This is a genomic window from Arthrobacter sp. TmT3-37, assembly GCF_054510835.1.
Window position 1 is genome coordinate 92,286 of the sequence record NZ_JBTNDU010000010.1, and the last position, 18,341, is coordinate 110,626.

Annotated in this window: 16 protein-coding genes; 8 read left to right on the forward strand and 8 right to left on the reverse strand. The window is 70.3% G+C overall.

Annotation, left to right across the window (positions count from 1 at the left end):
- Positions 1 to 98 precede the first annotated feature (98 nt).
- On the forward strand, positions 99 to 761 hold the full coding sequence (locus ACX80U_RS13160; RefSeq protein WP_459268783.1) for an SGNH/GDSL hydrolase family protein: 663 nt from the start codon (positions 99 to 101) through the stop codon (positions 759 to 761).
- Here ACX80U_RS13160 and ACX80U_RS13165 read toward each other — a convergent pair.
- Positions 736 to 1,524, reverse strand: coding sequence for an RAD23 family protein (locus ACX80U_RS13165; protein WP_459268784.1), 789 nt, complete (start codon positions 1,522 to 1,524; stop codon positions 736 to 738). The two genes, ACX80U_RS13160 and ACX80U_RS13165, sit on opposite strands and share 26 nt — an antisense overlap.
- Positions 1,525 to 1,713: 189 nt before the next feature.
- Between ACX80U_RS13165 and ACX80U_RS13170 the strand changes: the two genes are divergently transcribed.
- From ACX80U_RS13170 to ACX80U_RS13195, 6 genes are all read left to right on the forward strand, one after another.
- Positions 1,714 to 2,967: an amidohydrolase gene (locus ACX80U_RS13170; RefSeq protein WP_459268785.1), complete on the forward strand. Its 1,254-nt coding sequence runs from the start codon at positions 1,714 to 1,716 to the stop codon at positions 2,965 to 2,967.
- A 49-nt stretch (positions 2,968 to 3,016) separates the two neighbouring features.
- A complete protein-coding gene (locus ACX80U_RS13175; RefSeq protein WP_459268786.1) occupies positions 3,017 to 3,355 on the forward strand; it encodes an MmcQ/YjbR family DNA-binding protein in 339 nt (112 codons plus the stop codon).
- Positions 3,356 to 3,717: 362 nt separating this feature from the next.
- Positions 3,718 to 5,181, forward strand: coding sequence for a hypothetical protein (locus tag ACX80U_RS13180; protein ID WP_459268787.1), 1,464 nt, complete (start codon positions 3,718 to 3,720; stop codon positions 5,179 to 5,181).
- 49 nt (positions 5,182 to 5,230) lie between these two features.
- Positions 5,231 to 6,925: a GT4 family glycosyltransferase PelF gene (pelF, locus tag ACX80U_RS13185; protein ID WP_459268788.1), complete on the forward strand. Its 1,695-nt coding sequence runs from the start codon at positions 5,231 to 5,233 to the stop codon at positions 6,923 to 6,925.
- Complete coding sequence (locus ACX80U_RS13190; protein WP_459268789.1) at positions 6,922 to 7,998, forward strand: putative glycoside hydrolase; 1,077 nt, start codon at positions 6,922 to 6,924, stop codon at positions 7,996 to 7,998. Before pelF ends, ACX80U_RS13190 begins: the two co-directional genes overlap by 4 nt.
- Before the next feature lie 111 nt (positions 7,999 to 8,109).
- A complete protein-coding gene (locus ACX80U_RS13195; RefSeq protein ID WP_459268790.1) occupies positions 8,110 to 9,564 on the forward strand; it encodes a hypothetical protein in 1,455 nt (484 codons plus the stop codon).
- On the opposite strand, the gene ACX80U_RS13200 is transcribed toward ACX80U_RS13195, so the two are convergent.
- Entirely contained in the window at positions 9,530 to 10,543 is a 1,014-nt protein-coding gene (locus ACX80U_RS13200) for an acyl-CoA thioesterase (protein ID WP_459268791.1), read from the reverse strand. The two genes, ACX80U_RS13195 and ACX80U_RS13200, sit on opposite strands and share 35 nt — an antisense overlap.
- A gap of 167 nt (positions 10,544 to 10,710) precedes the next feature.
- Positions 10,711 to 11,286, reverse strand: coding sequence for a TetR family transcriptional regulator (locus ACX80U_RS13205; protein ID WP_208739384.1), 576 nt, complete (start codon positions 11,284 to 11,286; stop codon positions 10,711 to 10,713).
- A 98-nt stretch (positions 11,287 to 11,384) separates the two neighbouring features.
- Between ACX80U_RS13205 and ACX80U_RS13210 the strand changes: the two genes are divergently transcribed.
- Entirely contained in the window at positions 11,385 to 12,428 is a 1,044-nt protein-coding gene (locus ACX80U_RS13210; RefSeq protein ID WP_459268792.1) for an NAD(P)-dependent alcohol dehydrogenase, read from the forward strand.
- Here ACX80U_RS13210 and ACX80U_RS13215 read toward each other — a convergent pair.
- From ACX80U_RS13215 to ACX80U_RS13235, 5 genes are all read right to left on the reverse strand, one after another.
- A complete protein-coding gene (locus tag ACX80U_RS13215) occupies positions 12,423 to 13,469 on the reverse strand; it encodes an alcohol dehydrogenase catalytic domain-containing protein (protein WP_459268793.1) in 1,047 nt (348 codons plus the stop codon). The two genes, ACX80U_RS13210 and ACX80U_RS13215, sit on opposite strands and share 6 nt — an antisense overlap.
- Positions 13,470 to 13,522: 53 nt before the next feature.
- Entirely contained in the window at positions 13,523 to 15,148 is a 1,626-nt protein-coding gene (locus ACX80U_RS13220) for a BCCT family transporter (protein WP_459268794.1), read from the reverse strand.
- 321 nt (positions 15,149 to 15,469) lie between these two features.
- A complete protein-coding gene (locus ACX80U_RS13225; protein WP_208739532.1) occupies positions 15,470 to 16,693 on the reverse strand; it encodes an MFS transporter in 1,224 nt (407 codons plus the stop codon).
- Positions 16,694 to 16,830: 137 nt separating this feature from the next.
- The gene (locus ACX80U_RS13230) at positions 16,831 to 17,178 is read right to left on the reverse strand and encodes a hypothetical protein (RefSeq protein WP_208739533.1); all 348 of its coding nucleotides are present in this window, start codon (positions 17,176 to 17,178) and stop codon (positions 16,831 to 16,833) included.
- A gap of 120 nt (positions 17,179 to 17,298) precedes the next feature.
- Complete coding sequence (locus ACX80U_RS13235) at positions 17,299 to 18,219, reverse strand: AEC family transporter (RefSeq protein ID WP_133080239.1); 921 nt, start codon at positions 18,217 to 18,219, stop codon at positions 17,299 to 17,301.
- Positions 18,220 to 18,341: the final 122 nt, after the last annotated feature.

Consider the following 18,341-nt stretch of genomic DNA (forward strand, 5'->3'; position numbering starts at 1 on the left):
GCCTACTCCATCTTGCCCTTCGATGCCACCGACGCGCGCAGTGGTGGCACCGGAGGCCCGAGGGCGACGATGAAGCAACCGATCTATCAGGAGGCCGCATGGCACACGTGGTGCTGCTCGGGGATTCGATCTTCGACAACGGGCGGTACGTCGATGGTGGCCCCGACGTCGTCGAGCAGGTGCGGGCCGTCCTGCCGGAGGACTGGAGGGCCACCCTGCTGGCGGTCGACGGCGACGTCACCTCCGGCGTCCCGCGCCAGCTGCGTTCGCTACCGCCGGACGCCACCCATCTGGTGGTCAGCGTGGGTGGCAACGACGCCCTCGGCTACCAGCATCTGCTGCAGCGGCCCGTGCGCGGTGTCGCCGATGCGCTGCTCGCCTTCTCCGGGGCGCAGGATGACTTCGCACGGAATTACGAAGCGATGATCGACGCCGTCGCATCGGTGGGCCTGCCCCTGGCCGTGTGCACGATCTACGACACGCCGTCCTCCGAACCCGGCCACGCCGTGATCCGCACGGCCCTGGCGTTCTTCAACGACTGCATCACGAGGTCGGCCTTCGCCCGGGGTGTGTCCGTCGTGGACCTCCGGCTGGTGTGCGACGACGACGGCGACTACGCCAACCCGATCGAGCCCTCCCTCCAGGGCGGCGGGAAGATCGCGGCGGCCATCTCCGCGTTCCTCCTGCCCGCCCCCGGCGTGCGGCGTTCGGCGGTGATCGCCGGGGGTGGCCCCGCTACCCGGCAGGGCGCAGCGATGTGATCATGGCCCGGATGTCCTGGTACTCCTCCGTCTCCATGTAGGCGTGCGGGGTGTCGACGTGCTGGGGCTGCCCGGGGTGCACCTCGAAGGGGTCGTAGACACCGCCGAACGTTGCTCCCGACGGAGGCCACGTGAAGAAGTGCGAGATCGGGCACGCCGTCGGACCGGTCGGCTCCGGCGCTGCTGTGATGCCGTAGGCCAGCACGGAGGCGGCCATCGGGTCGGGAACGGCGGGATCGGTGCGCCCCTCGAACACGAACCGCGGCGCCCCCGGGCCCGCGTCGAGGGCAGGGAGCACCTCCGCATCGAGCAGCGCGTAGGGCAGTTCCGCCGGGCACACGGCACCCGTGACGAGGTTCGTCTGCAGGGTCGCGAGCTGCCGCCCGCCGGCATCGCCGACGACGACCGCCACGCCCTCGGGCGGGGCTTCCGGAACGGCGGCGACGGTCCAGTCCGCCGGGTGGTCGAAGGACAGGCTCCCGTCCGTCGTCGTGTACGTGGTCCAGTCCCCGTCGAGGGCGGGCTCGGTCGGTTCGACGGAGGGGGAGGCGGTCGGTTCGACGGAGGGGGAGGCGGACGGTTTGACGGACGGTTCGGCGGACGGTGTGGGATCGGGGGACCCGGTGTCGGACGCGGGCTGCGCCTCCTGGGTGTCCGGGGCTGCGGCGTCGGAGCCGGCCTCGGGAGTGCCGCAGGAGGAGAGGACGAACGCGAGGCACAGCGCCCCTGCGGACAGTAGTGCCGGAGTTGCTGAGCGACCCATGATTACTCCTTCGTAGGTGGGTGGATCGCTCTATCCTGAGCCCGGCGCCCGTACCGGAACAGGGGTGCAACCGAACCGTAGCCGGGGACGGGCGATCGTGTCCGAACCGTGTGCGCGTCGTGATGCCGCAGTGACCGTCGGGCCCGGTGCCGGGTCGTCGACGCCGCGGACAATGCGTAGGGTCGGACCATGCAGCCCGAGAAGATCACAGCGCTCCGCCGCCGGTTCCATGCCCACGCCGAGCCCGGTTTCCTCGAGTACCGGACGGCGTCCGTGATCCTGGCGGAGCTCGCGGCGAGGGGCGTGCCGGCCACCACGGGGGCCGGGGCGATCGACGTCGGGCGCATCGCCGTGCCACCCACCCCGACCGAGAAGGACGAGTGGGGACGGCGCGCGGTCGCTGCCGGGGCTCCGTCCGCCGACGTCGCGTACTTCCAGCAACACGGCACGGCGATCATCGCGGAGCTCGAGGGGAACCGCGACGGCCCCACCTGGGGTCTGCGGGTGGACATCGATGCCCTGCCGGTGGACGAGGAGACGGCCGCCGACCACGCGCCCGTCGCCGGCGGCTACCGCTCCACGACCCCCTTCATGCACGCGTGCGGCCACGACGGCCACGCCGCCATCGGGATCGCACTCGCTGACCGCCTGCGCGACGGGAACTTCCCCGGACGGGTCCGGATCCTCTTCCAGCCCGCCGAGGAGGGCGTCCGCGGCGCCCAGCCGATGATCGACGCCGGCGTCACCCACGGAGTGGACCGCATGCTCGCCGTGCACCTCGGTGGAGATCTGCCCACGGGGACGGTGGTCGGCGGCGTCACGGACGCGATGGCGACCACCAAGTGGCGGGCCACGTTCGAGGGTGAGGCGGCACACGCGGCAGCCTCGCCGGAGAAGGGGCGGCACGCGCTCGCCGCCGCGGCGCAGGCCACCCTCGCGATCCTCGGTCTTCCTCGCTTCGCGGAAGCCGACACGCGCGTCAACGTCGGCACCTTCCACGCGGACGGGAGCGCCAACATCATCCCCGCCCTTGCGACGATCACCTACGAGACCCGCTCGACGTCGAACGCCGTCCTCGACGACCTCGACCGCCGCGCCGAAGCCGCCGTGCAGGGCGCGGCCGGCATGTACGGCGTGACCGCGACCACGAAGGCCTACGGCAGGGCAGCGGTGTCGATGCCGGACGACGCACTGCTCGACGACGTCGCGCGTGCGGCCCGGGGTGTTCCCGCCATCACGGCCTACACGCCCAGCGGCGCCTCCGGAGGCGGCAGCGACGACGCCCACCTGCTCATCCGCGAGGTGCAGGAGTCCGGCGGACTCGGCACCTATATCTTCGTCGGCGCGTCCAATCCCGCCCCGCACCACCACCGCCGGTTCGACATCGACGAGGACGCCCTCGTGATCGCCGTCGACCTGCTCGAGGCCCTCTTCCGGGGCTGACGCCGCCGAGACTCTGGACCGCATGGGCCGGCAGTGCCAAGGTGGGTCCATGGTCAGCGAAGACGATGTGCGGTCCGTGTGCCTCGCCCTGCCCGGGACCTCGGAGAGGCTGAGCTGGAGCCGGCCGGCCTGGTTCGCACGCGCCCTCTTCGCCCGCATGTGGGACGACACGGTGCTGACGGTGAAGACGGAGGAACGCCCGGCGCTGCTCGCCACCGCGCCGGAGATCTTCCTCCTCCATCCGCACCACGAACGGTACGAGGGACTCGTCCTCGTCCGCCTCGATCCCCTCGATCCCGGCGAACTGTCGGAGCTGCTCGCCGAGTCGTACCGGATCGCGAACGGACGCCGAGCCGGCCAGAACGAGCCCGATCCGGTGCGGAAGTGAAATAAGTCACCTTCCGGTAGAGGTGTTCCTTCGCAGCCCCCGCGCCATCACGGGCGAGCAGGTGTTTTCCGTCGTGATCTGCGAGTACTTCGGACCCTTTTCCACGTAGCCGGGTGCCCGAACGGCCACGGCCTGCGTAGGGAGTCACGTGGGTCGTACTCGTGAAGCAGTCGCGGTCCGGCCGATAGCTTGACAACGGTGCTCGCTGGTGATGCCGGCGACGACGCATCCATCCCGTCCGGATGGGCGTACGACCGGGACTGCTCCACGCAGGCGCCCCGCATCCGTCTCACACCTGTCTCACTCACGTCTCACACGAGGCCGTCATCCCGTCCTGCGCGGCGGGCGGCCCAGGGGAAACCATGACCTCTCTGCAGTCCCTCCTTCAGGACTCCTTTGCCCGACGCCGCACGATGGTCATCATCGTCGCGCTCCTCCTGACGGCCCTCGTGCCGATGGCCGACACCATCCTCCCTGCGGGCTGGTCCTACGCCCTGCTGGCCGCCGGCGTCCTGCTGGTCATGGTCACCCTGCTCCTGCTCGCTCGACCCGGTGCCGCCGGCTCCGGCAGCGACCGGGTGGCGGCCGACAGCGGGGCACGGCCGGGCGCCGGCCTCCTGCTGTACCTGGCTCCGGTCATCCTCCTGAACCTGGTGTACCCGCTCGTCAGCCCGGCGATGGCCGCGGTCGAGGTGGGTGGCGTGCAGCTCACCCTCGTGGTGCTGGCCTCCTCCATCACCGTCCCGTGGCTCGCGCAGGCCGCCTGCCTTCCCGCCTACCGCGCGATCGGCGACCTGATGGCGGAACGCGACATGGCGGCCATCACCCGCCGCTTCTGCACCACCTGGCCGGCGATGTTCGTCCAGGCCGTGCCGCTCGTGGTGGTCTTCGCCGTCCCGCTCTGGCTCGCGACGCGCTGGTCCTTCTCGGCCCTGGCCACCTACGCGGCCCTCTGCGCCCTCCACCTCCTCTTCGTCCAGTCCCTCATCCTCGCCAACGTCGGCGACCGGCGCGGACTCTGGGCCATCGCCTGGCTCGCCTACGCCGCGGCACTCTTCGCGGCGCCCACCGTCTGGTGGCTGCCGCCGCTGCTCGGAGCGCTCACGCAGATCGCCGCCATGGGACGGGGACTCGCGTCCATCAGCCTCACCCAGCGCCTCGGTGCCCGCGACTTCTCGACGGACCTCGTCCGCGGACTCCTACTCGGTGCCGTCCTGTGGGCCGACAAGTTCGTCCTGTTCCTCGTCACGGGCGGGGATTTCCAGGTGGTGATCGTCTTCCTCGCGATGCTGCCCGCCGTCATCGCCTACAACTACTACTTCGTGAACCTCGCTCCACGTGTGGACGAGGCCGTCGCGACCCTCCACCGGACCATCGCCGAGGAACCGCTCACCGTCCTCGCCCTGAGGTCCAAGCGGCTGAGCCGGACGGTGGACCGCGCCATCCTGAGCACGGGCGCCGTCGGCATGGTGCTCACGCTCGTCATCTCGCTGCTCCTCGAGGGCATCCAGCCCGTGAGCGTGCTCCTGGCCGTCACCGTCGGAGTCGCATCCTGGGCGTTCATGATCCTGACGCTCCTCAGCTACGAACTGGACTACATCGGCGAGAAGGTCCTTCCGCAGGTCCTGGGCGGCATCCACCTGGCACTCTGCGTGGGAGCCTTCCTGCTGGTCGGGGCGACGCAGAGCGCCGCCGGCGCGGCCCTCGCGTACGGTGCGCTCGTGGTGGCGGACCTCGTGCTCGTCGCCGTCGCCTGGGTGCTGTACAAGCGGCACTGGGCCCAGCCCGAGTACACGCTGTTCTGGCGCCACGCCACGTCCTGGTAACCGTCCCCGCCACGCCTCCCTCCACCAGCCCAGCCCACAAGGAAGAGCCATGTACGTGTTCAAGACCCCGAAGGCCCGTCGCGCAGCACTCGAGCAGTCCCCGGCCGTGATCCCTCCGGCCCTGGCTGCAGGGCAGGTCCACTACGAGGACGTGGACGTGGCGATCGTCATGGAGTCCACCTACCCCTACCTCAAGGGGGGTGTCTCGGCCGTGGTCCACGACATCGTCACGCACAACCCGGACCTCACCTACGGCATCATCCACATCACGTGGGACTCGGCTTCCCCCCAGGACGATCTCTACGGCATGCCCGACAACGTGGCCTGGGTGCGCCCCGTCTACCTGAGCATGCAGGAGCACCGGCACGACTTCATGGCGGTGTCCTCCAAGGACCTCGGGATGGGGCCGGCAGAGCGCGCGGAGCTCGCGGACCGCCTGTTCGACGCCCTGTACGCGCTGTCCGAGGGGCGCGAGGTGGAGCCGCTCTGGCAGCTGATCGACGAGGGCTTCAACCCTCGCACCCGCACCTATCCGCTGTGGGCCCTGCTGGGGACGAGGGAGTTCATGGAGGCGCTCTCCGTGCGGATGCCGCAGCTGGACCTGTCCCTCGCCGACTCGTTCTGGACCCTGCGGAACTTCCTCTCGCTCGCCTTCGCCATCCTCGGCGAGACCATGCCGAAGGCGCGCGTCTACCACGCACACACCACGGGCTACGCCTCCCTCCTGGGGGCGGCGGCCGCCCGGGACCACGGGACGTCGTTCCTGCTGACGGAACACAACCTCTACGTGCGCGACACCGTGAACACCCTGCTGGACCGCAACATGGCGCTGTCCATCACCTCGGAGGACTACCGGACCTTCGACGTCACCCCGGAGCAGCGCGCCTGGATGGCGTGGTGGACCGAGATGGGGCACTTCTGCTACCCGAGTGCCAGCCTCATCACCTACCTCTACCCCACGGCCATCACGGAGGCGGCACGCCTCGGGACCGACATCGACAAGTCCGTCGTGGTGCCCAACGCCATGGTCATCGAGGAGTTCGAGCAGAAGTACCGGGCACGGCTCGCCGCCCAGCAGCACCTGGTCCAGAATGCAGCCACCCACACCTGGAAGCTCGTCTACATCGCCCGCGTGGTGCCGATCAAGGGCCTCCTCGACCTCCTCTCGAGCATGGATATCCTGCGCCGCGGCGGCTTCCCGAACCTCCACCTGGACGTCCTGGGCCCCACGGAACACGTGCCCGAGTACTACGAGGCCTGCCTCGCGAAGATCAAGAGCCTCGGCCTCGAGGACCACGTCACCATCCACGGGACCGTCAACGTGCGGGACATGCTCGACCAGTTCGACCTCCTCGTGCTGCCGAGCTACAACGAGGGCCAGCCGATCGTGGTGCTCGAGGCCATGGCCGCGGGGATCCCCACGGTGGGCACGGACGTCGGCGGGATGCGGCAGCTCATCGGCGAGCAGCTCCGGACCGGGGACGGCCGGTCCGTCGGTGCCTGCGGTGAACTGGTGAACGCCGGTGACGTGCAGCAGATGGCGGACAGCATCCGGACGGTGATCGGCGACACCGCGCTCTACGGCGAGTACGCGGACAACGCGCGCATCCGCGTCCAGGAGTTCTTCCAGATGCACGAGATCATGTCCTCCTACAACGAGATCTACCGGACCGTCGGGGACATCACGGACATGCGCAACCTGACGCCGGCGGATCTCGCGGACCTCAGCAGGGCAGGCTCATGACCGGGGTCGGTGCGTGGATCCGGTACGGCGAGCCGATCCTGCCCGGGCAACTCGAGTTCGCGGCGGAGCACTACAGGGTGGCGATCCTCCAGCCGTGGGAAAGGACGGCGGCCGAGGAGCTCAAACGGCTCCGCCCCGACATGACGGTGCTCTGCTACAAGTGCCTGTCCTCGGTGCGCAGCTACGAGCCCGGCCCGGTCTACACCTCGGGCGTCTCCTTCGCCGAGGCGGAGGAGGACGGCGGCTGGTTCGCCACGCGGCTCGACGGCTCACGCATCGAGTGGGAGCGGTATCCGGGCCACTGGCAGATGCGTGTGTGGGACTCCGCGTACCAGCGCCGCTGGGTGGACAACGTGGTCGAGGAGCTCCGCGATTCACCGTTCGACGGCGTGATGGCGGACAACGACGTGTTCGAGGACTACTACGGCCTCCAGCTGCCGATCGAAGGCGCTGCGGACATGCTCGCGATCCGGTCCGCGCTGGGTGAGCTAGTGAGCGCCGCAGGGACGGCGTTGAACGGGGTGGGGAAGATCCTCGTGCCGAACATCGCCGAGTCGCGCCGTGAGGCCGGGCGCTGGGCCTCCCATGCCGCGTATGGCGGAGGCTTCGAGGAGGTCTGGCTCGGCTACAGTCCCGTGCACCTGTTCGATCCGGTCACCGCCGAGGCGCAGCTTCCACAGGCGGCCGGACCGGGGCTGTCCATCCTCCGGGTCCCCACCGACGGCGACGACCGCCACCCCAATTTCACCTACGGCCTCTCCGCGTTCTGGATCTTCGGGGAGGGCCGCGGAGCCTACTCCGCCACGGCCCACGACGACTACAGCCGCATCCAGCACGCTCCCGAACTCGACTGGCAGCTCGGCGCTCCACGGACCGGACCGCAGGGCAGGAACCACGCCTGGTGGCGCGAGTTCGAGGGTGGCTTCGCAGCGGTGAACTTCAACCGGGACGGCAGGCGGCGCCGCAAGGTGCGGATACCGGCGGGTCTCGTCGACTCCGAGGGCCGACCCGCGCCACGTTCGGTCGTGCTCCAGCCGCACCGAGGGGTCCTCTTCCGGCGTCCCGCACGATGACGGGCAGCCCCGCGCACTGACGGGCGGTCCTTTCGGCAGGTTCTCCTCAGGATTGCGTCCAGTAGGGCTTTCCGCCTGTCCGGCGGTCGCCGGCTCGCCGATCATGTGGGTATGAAACTGAATGCCGCTGGGGCAACCTTCGTTTCCGCGGCACTCGCTGCCGTCTTCGCCGTCTGCTCGCTCGCCACGCCCGCGAGTGCCGGCAGCCTGACCACGAGTTCCGGGCAGCAGCTGCCCGCGTACCTGCAGGGCTACCGGCAGGGCCAGTTGCTCTGCCCCGGGGCCGCACTCACGGGCAAGGTCTCCGTGGCGATCGTCGATCCCATGATGGCCACGACGGACGCCCCCGGGGACTGCACCCTTTCCGACATGAAGGCCGCCAACCCGGGAACCACCTTCCTCGCCTACCTGAACATCGGCGCCATGAGGGACTTCGAGTCCTGGAACGGTGTCTTCCAGAACTCGTGCGCGGACACCGCGACGGCGGCGGGCCGCCAGTTCGCCGTCACCACCTCCAACACGAAGGTGGCACGGAGCGAGGACGGCTTCGCCGGCTACCCGGACTTCCCGTACCTGACGGTGGCGAACCTGTCGCCGGCCTACGCCGACGCCTGCGCGGCCACGGCGCGCAAGATCCTGAACACCGACGCCCAGCGCGGGACGACGAACGCGGCTCCCGCCCGGTTCGACGGCTTCTTCCTCGACGACGCCTCGATGTCCCCCTCCCACGGCCAGGACATGGTCGACGTCGGGCAATGGGGCCCCTGGGCCGACGACGACGCCTACGGCCGCGCGCTGATCGCCGCGGTCAAACGGTTCGACGCCACCCTGACCCGCACGATGGGCCGCGACATCCCCGTCGCCGTGAACCTCGGCGTCTACCCGGCATGGAGCAACCAGGTGAACCTCGCCAAGGAACTGGCCGCCACGCGCACCGTCGACTTCGCGCTCCGGGAGCATGTGGTGGCCAACGGCACGGGCCGTCCGCTGCCGCTGGTCGACCTCGAGCAGGCGAGCACGGCGTACCAGGCCATCACCGCGGCCGGCATGCCGGTGGTGGAGCACGACTACTCGGTGCCGCTGCGCGAACTGCCCACGACCGCGTACGGCCAGGGCAAGGACATCGGCAGCTCGGCCCCGTGCCTGCGAGACGGCTTCGGGACGAGGGCGGCCGTGGTCTCGGCAGGGAAGACCCGGCGGACGCTCGACCACCGCATGACGCTCGGGCACCTGCTCCAGACCCGCACCGCGGCCGCCCGCCCGATGACCGTGACCCTCTCGCAGGCCGAGTCCACCTGCCAGGACAACGCCTGGGACGACGACTCGAACTTCGAGACGGTCACCACGGCGTCGGTCACCGCGGCCGACACACAGGTCACGGCCCTCACGAAGGCCGTCACATCGGGCGCCTACGCCACCGCCGCACCGCTGAAGTACTCCGGCGTCACCGTGGTACGGCTGTCCAACGGCAGCGTCGTCGCAGTCAACACCACGACCGTCACGCGCTCCGTGACGGCCTACGGCAAGACGCTCAGCGTCCCGGCGCGGTCCGCGACGATCGGCTGACACCGGGCTCGGCGCCCGGATCCTGCCGCAGGTGCGTGGGCAGGATGCTCCCGGGCGCCCGGCTGCGGATCAGCAGCAGGTTCCGGGCGTGCTCGTGCAGCCGGCGGTCCTCGTCCGAACGCGGCACCCAGACATGCACGGGCACGGCCGTGCCCTCGTCGTCGCGCGCCACCATGACCGTGAGGCAGGTGGTGGTGAGCGCCATCTCCCGCGACCTCGGGCTGCCGGACCGCACGTGGACCGCGACGTGCATCCCCTTGTGCCCGGTGTAGACCAGGCGCGCCTCCACCTCGACGACGTCGCCGATCCGCAGGGGCTTGAGGAACCGGACACCGCCGGAGAAGACGGCCACGGTGTCCAGTCCGCAGTAGCGCGTGGAGCAGACGTAGGCGGCCTCGTCGATCCAGTCCATGACGGTGCCGCCGTGGACCTTCCCGCCCCAGTTGACGTCGGTGGGTGCTGCGAGGAACCGGAGGACCGTGCGCTCCGCGGTGCCGGCCTCCGTGTACTCCTGGCGGCGCATCTCCTCGACGATCGCCTTCCGTACCTCGATGCGCGCGACGGCATGGTCGCTGTCCAGCCGCTCGGCGTCCGTGCGGGGCTCGAAGGCGGGGACGGGCACGGGCTTGCCGTCGGGCCCGACCGCGACGAAGATCACGAGGCACTCGCTGCGCTGCCCGCCGTCGTCGCCCGACACGGAACCGGACGAGACCACCGTGCGGATGTGCATCGAGGACGTCCCGGTGTGCACGATCGTGGCCTCGACCTCCACCAGGTCGCCGACCGCCACCGGGTCGGCGAAGTGGATGTTCCCCACGTACGCGGTGACGCAGTAGGTCTTCGCCCAGCCGACGGCGGCGGCGTAGGCGGCCTTGTCCACCCATTCGAGGACGGTGCCGGCGTCCACCGAGCCGCTGTGTCCGAGGTCGGTGGGGGAGGCGAGGAACCGGAGGGTGACGGAATTCGCCGCGGTCTCCATGCCGGCCACCTACGTCCGCTGCCCGGCGGGCACGAGCTCCTCGAAGCGGCCCCGCTTCCCGTGGGCGAGCGGGTGGTCGGGCTGCTCGAGGACGGCGTCCACGGCGGGGGAGGGAGCATTCATGACCCAGTATCACCACGCGCGACCTCCAACCGGAAGCCCGGGCGCTATGCGTCGGGCGTGATGAGGCGTCGGACGGCGAGCGAGATCAGGTGCCGGCGGCGCTCGTGCTGTTCCTCGTCGTCGTCGGGAGAGGCGGCGACGGTGGTGCTCACCGGCGACCACGCCATGGACAGCGCGATCACCAGGGAGAACAGCTCGGCGGGTGGGATCCCCGGGTCCACGAGACCCTTCGCCTGGGCCGCGGCGATCGATGCGAACTTCGCCTGGTCGAGCGTGCCGATCTCGGGTCCGAGCCCGCCGAAGGGGGCGCGCTCGAGCCGGGTCCAGACGGCGAGCTTCACGACGAGGGGATGCGCCAGGTAGTCGTCGTACAGGCGCACCGCATAGCCGGGCAGGTCCTCGCCGTCGATGGGGACGGCGTCCACGATCGCACGGAGTCGCTCGCTCAGCACCGCGCTGAACAGTTGCTCCTTGTTGCCGAAGTAGGCGTACAGCTGCGCCTTGTTGGCCTGTGCCAGGCGGGCGATGCGGTCGATGCGCGCTCCGGCTATGCCGTAGTGCGCGAATTCCTCGGTGGCAGCCTCGAGGATCCGCTTCTTGGTCGCGTCGCTGTTTCCCATCCCTCCAGCATATTCCAACCGGTTGGTTTCTTTTTCTTCCGCACGGGAGTAGTCTGGGCCGAAAGTAACCAGGCAGTTGGAAAAGTAGAGGAGCACCCATGCGGCAGGTCAGTGGTCTCGCATCGCACCAGGGGTCGGACGGCGTCACTCCGTGGGACTTCGAGCGGAGGGACCTGCGTCCCGACGACATCCGCGTGGCGATCGACTACTGCGGTGTCTGCCACAGCGACCTCGACGCGATCGCGTCGGCGGCGCAGGGTGAGGACCGGCTCGTCCCCGGCCACGAGTTCACCGGCAGGGTGGCGGCCGTGGGCTCCGCCGCCACGCGCTTCGCCGTCGGTGACCGCGTCGCCGTCGGCAACATCGTGGATTCCTGCGGTCGCTGTGCAGCCTGCCGGGCGCACCAGGAGAACTACTGCCACGACTTCCCGACCCTCACCTACGGTGGTCGCGACCGGCACGACGGCAGCCGGACGCAGGGCGGGTGGTCAGGGGAGTACGTGGTCCGCGAGGACTTCGCCTATTCCGTGCCACCGGGGCTCGATGCCGCGGCCGTCGCCCCGCTCATGTGTGCGGGGATCACGGTGTGGGAACCACTGCGGCGCTGGCAGGTGGGTCCGGGCAGCACCGTGGGCGTCGTGGGCGTCGGCGGCCTCGGGCACCTCGCGGTCAAGCTCGCCAAGGCGCTCGGCGCGCACGTCGCCGTCTTCACCACGTCCCCCGCCAAGGCCGACGCCGCGTACGCGCTCGGAGCCGGTGACGTCGTGCTCTCCACCGACGCCGCTGCGATGGCTGCGCGGACCGACTCCTACGACCTCGTGCTGGACACGGCGTCGGCGCCCCACGACCTGACGCCCTACCTCCGTGTGCTGTCCATGGATGGCACGCTGTGCGTCCTGGGGATCGCCGATCGCCTGGACTTCGATCCGATGGCCCTGCTGATCGGGCGGAAGAGCCTTGCATCGGCGGGCAGCGGCGGCACCGCGGCCACGCAGGACCTGCTCGACTTCTGCGGCGAGCACGGCATCACCGCCGACGTCGAGGTGCTTCCGGTGGGCAGGATCGACGAGGCGCTGGACCGGCTGCGCCGCAACGACGTGCGCTACCGCTTCGTGCTCGATCTCGGCGCCGCGGCGTCATGAGCCCGTGTCGATGACGGTGATCCCGCCCGCCGAGCGGTCACCGGCCATGGCCACGAGGGCGTCCGGCACCTCCGCGAGGGAGATGGTCCGCTCGATGAGGTCCTGCGGACGGAGGCGGCCGGTGGTCACGAGGTCCAGCAGCCCGGGGTAGTCCCGGGCCGGCATGCCGTGACTGCCCAGGACGGAGAGCTCCCCGCCGATGACCGCGGCCATGGGCACCACCGGGTCCGAGGGGAACAGGCCGATCTGCACATGCCGTCCGCGGGGCCGCAGGGAGAGGATCCCCAGGGCGGCGGTCTCCTCGCGTCCCAGCGCATCCACGGACACGTCGATGCCCGACGACGGTGCGGCCTCGCGCACGGCCGCGAGGGCCTCCGTCCGTGACAGCCCGGTCGAGTCGAGCGTCCGGGCCGCACCGAACCGCGCTGCGCGCGCCAGCGCCGCGTCGTCGACGTCCACGGCGATCACCTGCGCGCCGAGTGCCGCGCCGATCATCACGGCGCTCAGTCCCACGCCGCCGCAGCCCACCACGAGGAGCGTCTCCCCGGCCTGGAGGTGCGCCTGGTGCACGAGTCCGCGGTAGGACGTCGCGAACCGGCAGCCGAGCAGGGCTGCCGCCCCTGCGTCGAGGGACGCCGGCACGGCGATGAGGTTGGTGTCGGCGTCGTGCAGGGCCACGAGGTCCGCGAACGACCCCCAGTGCGTGAAGCCCGGCTGCGTCTGGTTGCGGCACACCTGGCCGTTGCCGGACAGGCACTCGGGGCAGGCGCCGCACGCGCACACGAAGGGCGTCGTCACGCGGTCCCCGACGGAGAACCGGCGCACCTCCCCGCCCATCGCCGTGATGGTGCCCACCAGTTCGTGGCCGGGGACGTGCGGGAGGGTGATACCGGCGTCGTGCCCGAGCCAGCCGTGCACGTCGCTGCGGCACAGGCCGGTCGCCTCGACGCGGACGACGACGCCGCGTGGGGACGGAACGGGTTCGGGGACGTCCCGGAGGACGGGACGGGCGGAGAACCCGTCGAAGCAGACAGCGCGCATCGCACCATTCTGCCCCGGGAGTTCCCCGCCCGGCACATCACCCTGAGGGCGCGTCAGGAGTTCGGCTGGACCGTCCTGCGCGCGGCGCGCGATCCGGTGCGCCGCGCGCCTGTCACGAGCGGGTCCTTCGACAGGTCCATCATGAGCGCCACGCAGAGCCCGATCATCACGAGGAGGAACGGGGCGGCGGCGATGATGGTCAGCGTCTGCAGGGCCTCGAGGCTGCCCACGGACAGCAGGACGGCGGCCACTCCTCCGGTCAGTGCGCCCCACAGGATGGTGAGCCATTTGCGCGGGACGGCTGCGCCGAACGAGGACAGCGAGCCGAGCACGATCGAGGAGGCGTCGGCACCCGAGATGAAGAACACGGCCACGAGGACGACCACGAGGATGGACGTCACCGACGCCAGCGGATACTCCGCGAGGAGCGCGAACATCGCCGATTCCTGGCTCTCCGCGTTCGCCGCGGCGATGTCCACGCCGTTGTCCTGCAGGTTGAGGGCCGATCCGCCCCACACGCCGAACCAGAGGACGCTGATGACGCTGGGGACGGCGACGACGCCGATGATGAACTCTCGGATGGTGCGACCCCTCGAGATCTTCGCGAGGAACGAACCGACGAAGGGCGTCCAGGACACCCACCACGCCCAGTAGAAGATGGTCCATGCCGCCAGCCATGCGTGGCCGCCGAAAGCGCCGGTACGGGACGCCATCTGCGGCAGGCCGATGAGGTAGTTGCCGCCCGACGCCGGGATGAGTTCGAGGATGAAGACCGTGGGGCCGACGACGAACAGGAAGAACAGCAGCGCCAGCGCCAGGACCATGTTGCCGTTCGAGAGCCACTTGATGCCGCGGCTGACGCCGCTGACCGCGGAGATGATGAAGCAGACGGTGAGAACCGCGATGAGGGTGATCTGCAGGGGCAGGCTGCTGCCCACACCGAAGACCTCCGTGAGGCCGCCGTTGATCTGCAGCACGCCGAGCCCGAGGGACGTGGCCGAGCCGAAGAGGGTCGCGAAGATCGCGAAGACGTCGATGGCGCGCAGGGCCTTGGGCGTGGGACGGCCGCGGAAGAGGGCCGTGAAGGCGCCGCTGAAACCGGTTCCCCGGCCCTTGCGGAAGGCCGAGTAGGCGAGCGCCAGACCGACCACGGCGTAGATGGCCCACGGGTGGATGGCCCAGTGGAACAGGGTGTAGTTCATGGCCTGCCGGGCCGCTTCCGGCGTTCCCGGCGCGATGCCGTCGACAGGAGGGGTGAGGTAGTGGGAGATGGGCTCGGTGACGCCGTAGAACATGAGGCCGATGCCCATGCCGGCGCTGAACATCATCGCGATCCAGGACGCCCTGGAGTACTCCGGCTTTTCGCCGTCCTTGCCGAGGGGGATGCGCCCGTACCTGCTGAAGGCGAGGAAGAGCGCGAAGACCACGAAGCCGGTGGCCGTGAGCACGAAGGCCCAGCCGAAGTTCGCCACGAGTCCGTTCAGCACGGAGGTGGTGATGTCCGAGAACGCCGTCGGGAAGAGCACGGCCACGAGCATCAGCAGGATGACGATCGAGAGCGAGACGAAGAGGACCGGCCTGTCCAGCGCAGCCTTCGCGGGGGCCTCTCCGGGAGGAGCCTCGAAGGGCGTGTCCTCACTGGGCGGTGATCCGTGGATGGGCTCGGTGGAATTAGACATACGGCTTAGGGTACGCGGGTGGCGGCGGCGGGGTCCGGTGGGGAGCGGGCCCGAATGGTCCTTGCACAGACGCCGCGCGGAGGGCCGGGTCGTCGGCGGTGCGCGCCGGGGGAGGAGCGCGGCCGGCCACCCCGGGTGCCGCTGCTTCGCCGTCATTCCGCCGATCGAAGCCCGGCGGGCGGACGGCCGGGGCATCGGCCGCGGCTCACCCCCGGGGCGCGGAGCCACGGCCCGCGGCGAGTCCCGAGGAGGCCCTGCCGGAGCCGCCCGGATGTGACGAAGCACCCATCGACGGGAGCCGTCCGATGCCGTAGGACGGGCTCAGGCGGCGTGCAGGCGGTGCCGTTCCCTGCGGTCCTTCACGGTGTCCGTCGCGAGGCTGAGTCCCAGCCCCGCGGCAACCAGGGCGATCAGCACGAACGGGAGGACCTCCAGGCCCGCTCCGTCGAGCAGGAGTCCGCCGAGGAGCGCACCGCCGCCGATGCCCACGTTGAACGCCGTCGTCTGCAGGGCGGCCGCGAGGTCGCGTGTCCGGAAGGATGCCGTACGCAGCATACGGGTCTGCAGCATGGCAGGGATGGCGCCGAAGGCCGCGCCCCAGACGATCACGGCGACCAGCACCACCACGGTGTTGGTGGTGGCGAGGGCCAGCGCGAGGACGGCGGCCATGACCACCAGGACGACGCCGACGAAGGCCTTCCGGGGGAAGCGGTCGGCGGCGTACCCGGCGCCGACGAGTCCGATGATGCCCGCTCCGCCGTACAGGAAGAGGACGAGCGCGACCGAGCCGGGCTCGAAGGACGAGACATCGGTCAGCCAGGGCGCGATGTAGGTGTAGAACGTGTTCTGCCCGGTCAGCAGGATCAGGATGACGGTGCACAGCAGGATCACCGCGCGGAAGCTGGGGTCCCGGCGCAGCGGCACTCGCTCCTCCCCGGGTGTGCGCTCGCCGTGGTGGTCCACGGGTGGCAGGAATTTCACGATCACGAGGGCCAGGACGGCGACGACCACCCCGATGATCGTGAAGGCGGTGCGCCAGCCGAGGGCGTTGCCGATCGCCGTTCCCACCGGGACACCGAGCACGAAGGCCGCGGTTCCGCCGCCCGCGGTGATGGCCACGGCCTTGCCGAGCTGGTGGGCCGGGACGAGGTGCGCGGAGTACGCGGCGACCACGGCCCAGAAGAGCCCGTGGGCCAGGCCGCCGAGGATGCGCGCCGCGACCAGGACACCGTAGGTCGGCGCGACCGCGGCGAGGACGTTCGCGAGGGCGATCACGAGGAGGACGACGACGATCAGCGACTTGCGCGAGTACCGCTGGGTGATGGCGGCGAGGGGGGTGGTGGCGACCACGACGGTCCCCGCGAAGATCGTGACGAGGAATCCGGCGGTGGAGAGGCTGACATCGAGGTCCCGCGCCATGGCGGGCAGCAGGCCCGTGGGCAGGAACTCACTGGTCACGGACACGAAGATCGCGCCCGCGAGGGAGAGCAGTCCGACGTAGGGGAACGGCGCGGTGGTCTTCACCGGCGGGGAGGAAACAGACAAGGGGTACCAATCATGGGAGATCCGGAGGTCGGGCCCCGGCTGCTCCGTTGAAAACCGAAGGGCTTACTTCAGTCAAGACGAGAATGATCCTTGACCCCTGTCGCAACGCCGATGGCGCGCGCGGCATTCCTGCGGCGTCACTGCCGTTCGGCGTCATACCAGGACCGGCCGGGGGCGGCGCCGGCGGAGATACCGCCTTCCTGCCGGGCGGCGGTATCCGATCCGGTGTGCCCGTCGCCCGACGGTGCCTCGTCCCCCTCGGCCTGGTGCGGCACGAGCGTCAGGCGGGGACCGGCCTCGCGGTCGTCGAGTTCCTCGGTGAGCTCGTCCTTGCGGGACGCCGTCTCGGCGTCGATCTCGCCGTCCGCGGCGAACTCGTGCTCGATCTCCCGGTGGACCTTGCTGTTCAGGATCTCGACGTCCTCGGTCCGGAGCCGGCCGAGGTCGGCCGGAAAGGGCTCGTCCGGTGAGATCCTGCTGTCCATGACCATCCCGTCCGTCGGCCGGAGGGGGAACGGCGACCTTTGAATGGTAGGGCCGGGACGTGCGCCGGACAAGCTCCGGTACCGGGTTCCCGCTCCGCGCCCGAGCCCGGAGCCCGTCGTTCAGGCGAGGAGGGCAGCGACGACGACGAGCGCGGGGATCGCGAGCACCGAGGACAGCAGCACGGAATCACGGGCCAGTGTCATGCCGCGGTCGTAGCGGCTCGCGAACATGAACACGTTCTGCGCCGTGGGCAGTGCGGCCACGACGACGGCGCCGAGCAGCCTCTCGCCGTCGAGCCCGAAGAGGAAGTGGGCGATGAGGTAGGTGGCGGCCGGCATGATGGCGCTCTTCAACGCCGTGGCCGTGAGGACCTGCAGTCGGTCCGGGCTGGGCCTGAGCGGTCGGCTGCCGGGCAGCGACATGCCGAACGAGATCAGCACCATCGGGACGGCCGCCCCGCCGATCAGGGCGAGGGAGTCCCAGACGGGAGCGGGCGGTCGCCAGCCGGTCGCGGACACCGCGACGCCCAGCAGCGACGCGATGATCATGGGATTCCGGAACGGCTGAGTCAGCACCGCGCGCACCGAGGGCTTCCGGCTCGAGGTGAGGTCGAGGATCGTCAGGTAGAGGGGAGCCAGCACCAGGAGCTGGACGAGGAGCACCGGGGCGATCAGCGTCGCGTCGCCGAGGGCGTAGACGGTGATGGGGATGCCGATGTTGTTCGCGTTCACGTACGAGCTCGCCATGGCGCCGATCGCCGTCTCGGCAGCGGGCCGGCGGAAGAGGAACCTGCTGATCAGGACGTAGAGGACGGCGATCGCGAGCGAGGAGACGAGCGCGATCGGCATGTACTCGGAGAACACCGATCCGAGATCCGCGTCGGCCAGGACGGTGAAGAGCAGGGCCGGGTTGGTCACGAAGAACGCCACCTGGTTCAGGGCGAAACCCGCCTGCGGTCCGCCGATGACCAGCCGTGCGGCGATGTAGCCGACGAGGATCACGGCACCCACGACGGCGAATCCGCCCAGCACTCCCAGCATGCGTCCTCCTCCCGCGCCGTCGGCATCCCCGCACGGCGCCCCTTAAGAACCTAGTGCGTCCACCGTCGGACAGTGGACGCACGAGGCCCCGCGAGCCGCAGGTTACGGCGTCCGGCGGGGTT